This window comes from Tepidimonas ignava, from assembly GCF_004342625.1.
GTDB lineage: Bacteria > Pseudomonadota > Gammaproteobacteria > Burkholderiales > Burkholderiaceae_C > Tepidimonas > Tepidimonas ignava.
The window spans coordinates 1-3,205 of record NZ_SMAH01000027.1 but is presented as its reverse complement, the minus strand read 5'-3'; the positions used below and the strand labels follow the sequence as shown (position 1 = coordinate 3,205).

At 61.3% G+C, this 3,205-nt stretch carries 6 protein-coding genes; all 6 read right to left on the bottom strand.

From position 1 onward, the window contains the following. Window positions 1–308 precede the first annotated feature (308 nt). From EDC36_RS13105 to EDC36_RS13080, 6 genes are read right to left on the bottom strand one after another with little or no spacing between them, the layout of a single operon-like run. A complete protein-coding gene (locus EDC36_RS13105) occupies window positions 309–593 on the bottom strand; it encodes a hypothetical protein (protein WP_132963714.1) in 285 nt (94 codons plus the stop codon). Continuing rightward, window positions 590–1,123: a hypothetical protein gene (locus EDC36_RS13100; RefSeq protein ID WP_132963713.1), complete on the bottom strand. Its 534-nt coding sequence runs from the start codon at window positions 1,121–1,123 to the stop codon at window positions 590–592. Before EDC36_RS13100 ends, EDC36_RS13105 begins: the two co-directional genes overlap by 4 nt. Window position 1,124: 1 nt before the next feature. Further along, the gene (locus EDC36_RS13095; RefSeq protein ID WP_132963712.1) at window positions 1,125–1,532 is read right to left on the bottom strand and encodes a hypothetical protein; all 408 of its coding nucleotides are present in this window, start codon (window positions 1,530–1,532) and stop codon (window positions 1,125–1,127) included. Further along, complete coding sequence (locus EDC36_RS13090) at window positions 1,529–1,792, bottom strand: hypothetical protein (RefSeq protein WP_132963711.1); 264 nt, start codon at window positions 1,790–1,792, stop codon at window positions 1,529–1,531. The genes EDC36_RS13095 and EDC36_RS13090 overlap by 4 nt, the downstream gene beginning before the upstream one ends. Window positions 1,793–1,805: 13 nt before the next feature. Further along, the gene (locus EDC36_RS13085; RefSeq protein ID WP_132963710.1) at window positions 1,806–2,222 is read right to left on the bottom strand and encodes a single-stranded DNA-binding protein; all 417 of its coding nucleotides are present in this window, start codon (window positions 2,220–2,222) and stop codon (window positions 1,806–1,808) included. Between the two features lie 50 nt (window positions 2,223–2,272). After that, a complete protein-coding gene (locus EDC36_RS13080) occupies window positions 2,273–3,097 on the bottom strand; it encodes a DUF2303 family protein (RefSeq protein ID WP_165902874.1) in 825 nt (274 codons plus the stop codon). Between the last annotated feature and the right edge of the window lie 108 nt (window positions 3,098–3,205).

The following is a 3,205-nucleotide window of genomic DNA, read 5'->3' as shown; positions in this document are numbered from 1 at the left end:
GGCTCGTCCGGCTGCGGCCAACCGAGACTCGCGTCGCCAACCCGCCGCTGCTGCGGCTGCGGGCGGCGTGAAAATGAATTTTTCAGGGACGACTAAACAAGGGCCATGAGGATAACACGGGTTGGGCCGCGAGCGTCAACTCACCCATCAACGCCGCGCGCAATGTTCTGGCCGCCGGACTGGCGGTGTCAGCCCATCGAGAAGCTGTAAGTCCTGTGTGCATGTAAGTGCGCATTGGCTGGCTTCGTTGAAGTGGGAATCCCCCGCCTTCAGGCGGGGGAGGATGTCAATGCTCGCGCATGGTCTGGTCAACCGAGCTTGCTTTCACAAGCTCCGCCCTTTAGGGCGGGGAGGATTGACACCACACCCATATCGCGCCTGGCTTCGTCGCGCTTGCGGTCCAGGTACTCGGCCACGTCGCGCGTATCCGCCCACCGCAGCTTGCCATCGACGTAGGTGGGGATGTCCAGCTCGCCGCGCCCGATGCGCGCGTGCAGCGTGGCAGTCGCCAGACCAAGGACCTTGGCGAGCTGATCCATGCTCAAGCGTGGGCCGTATTGCTCCATCAGAATCATCGTCATCATCAGGCTCATAGGTCAATCACCTCCACATCATGCGGCAGCTTGCGACCTGCAAGGATGTCCGCGATCCGCTGCTCGGTCAGCCGGTGGCAGCGCACCATGCTGCGCGCGGGCAGCGTCTCCAGCACCATGGCGTAGTCCTCCAGCACGGCGCGCACGGCGCGGATGCCAGCGCCATCCAGCCGGATCGACCCTCCAGCACGGTGTCGTCGTCCGGCCATCGCCAGCGCCGTGATGGCGTCATCCAGCAGGCCGTTGTCGGCGATCTCGACCAGCGATCCGTCGCAGGCCATCCACGGTCCGCGCGTGACCAGCGTCTCCAGCATGTTGACGGCATCGCTGCACACGCGCCAGTCATCCTTGCTGGGATTCGGCGCTGTCTCAAGTGCCGCCAAGCCCTGCCACATGCGTGTCAGGTGGTGCGTGCGCCACTCCAGCGGCAGCGGCTCGGTCGGGCTCGCCATCAGTTCGTGCCACGGCGTGTAGCTGCGGATCACGCGGGGCGTGACGCGCCTGCGCTTGGGCTTGGTGCGGCCTGCCATTTCAAGACTCCGAACATTTGCTGCACCAATAAGGGTTCGGTGGCACTTCACGATCGTGGCCATTGTCGGCCGGCCCTCCGCAGTTGGGGCAGCGGGTTAGGTCGTCGGTGGTTTCTGCTAGTCGCTCCTTCAGGGTGGCGATAGTGCTTCGCACCTTGGCCCGCACGTAGTGTGTTCCGATATCCGCCCGACAGCCGTACAGCTCGCCCTTCACGCCTTCGATCAGCATGTCGCCAATGTTGGCTTTCATGCGGCCTTCTAGCGTGTTGATGTAGATCCCTTCGCCAGCCGGGCACCAGTCGATGCGCCCCCCGTCGAATGCCTCGCGCACCCAGTCAGGTTCTTGCCCGTCAAGGCTGATCTTCCAGGCCCGGACCTCGACGGGCTTCTTGCGATAGCGGTCAGTCATTGTGGTCCCCCCGTGCCTTGGTCGCCATCCCACATTGGGATGACCTGATGCGCACACCGCATCTCGCGTTCCAGACACTCGGGGGCGGCTGGGGCTGGTTCAATGTCTACCTGTACTTCGAAATTGTCTTTTTCTGTTTGTCGAAATAGGATCGACTCGCCAAGTGCGATTTCCTTGGCATCGTTCTCATCCTCGTCATCCGAAATTTCGACGAGGATTTTCTCGTGGGCAATAAGGTTGACTATGTACCACTTTGACATTTATGGCTCCCCCTCAGAATGGAATGTCGTCGTCCATGTCGTCAAAGCCGCTGCCTGTGGCTGCCGGCTTGGACTGCGGCTTGCTCGCCTGTTCCGCAGGCTTCGCCGCTTGTCCGCTGGCCAGGTCGATGGTGGCCACCTTGCCGGCGAGCTTGACGCCCTGCGAACCGTCGCGCTGCTGGTAGGTCTCGACGTGCACATCGTCAAGCAGCACGTACACCTGCGTGCCTTTGGTCAGGTACGGCGCGAGCGCCTCGGCCAGCTTGCCCCACAGGGCCGCGTCCACCCACTGCGTGGGCTTCTTGCCGTCCGGTCCCTTGCGTCCGTAGCTGAAGGCCAGCGAAAGGCCGGCCACCGGCTCGCCGCTGTTCGTGTAGCGCACTTCGGCATCTCGCCCGATGCGGGCCAGTCCGATCAGTTGGCAGGACATGCTTGCTTCCTTTCTCCGAAAAATCGCGCGGCCAGTCTGTTAGAGGTGACTTATTGGCGGCACGAATAGTCGCCAATCAGGACCGGGCAGGCGTCACCTACTGCGGCGCGCACTTTGTCGGCCAGCTCTTGCGCCATCTGCTCCTCGCGCAACTCAACGTTGACGATGCGCAGTGTGATAGCTGGCTTTTCGCTGGTGCGGATGCCAACGCGAATCACGAACAGTCGATTTTTAAAGCCATGGTAAGGCTCGCAGTGGAAGTGAATCTTCGTTGGCATCGGGTCTTTGCTGCTGGCGGTCACAGCCTCAAAGGTGGATTTGCTGGCGCTGAGTTGATGCTCGCTCGCCTCCACCTTTCGCAGCCCCTCAATCGTGATGTTGCGCACCGCTCCAATGGCGCGTTTCAGCGGCACATCTTCATCGTCTTTAAGGCAAATGATGTGGGGTGCCCAGTCCTCCATGAACTCGGCCACCCGCGTCTGTTCGAGAGCCTGGCCTTGCGCAATGGCTCGCAGAGCTGCGTAGGCAGCGGTGGTGTCTGGCTTGACCCGCGCCCGGTTGTCGGCGTGGCCAGGCGCTTCTGGCGTGCCGAGGTTGAGCACAGCATCTGCCATCATTGACTTGCCGTTCACAAACACCGTGGAGCCTGCCTCTGCGTTTCGCTTCACGTAGTCAGCGAAGTCTTGGATGCTGCTGGTTTCCATCATGCCGCGAGCACGGCGGCGGTTCGGCAGGAACCTTTCCAGATCGTGCATGACGAAATGCTGCGGCAGACCGATCACGTGAGCCTCCGCGAAGGCGGCACGCACTGCGTCGCTGGCCTCTCTGATTCCAGAGCCGTATTGCATGGCTTCGATGGCTTCTTTGTTGAACATGGGGAACTCCTTGGTCGCCCCTGAAATATTCATAACATCATGATTTTTCTTGTGTTATTGTCTGTTTGCGAGTACAATTTCCCCCAGATCTGATGTCTGATGCGCCGT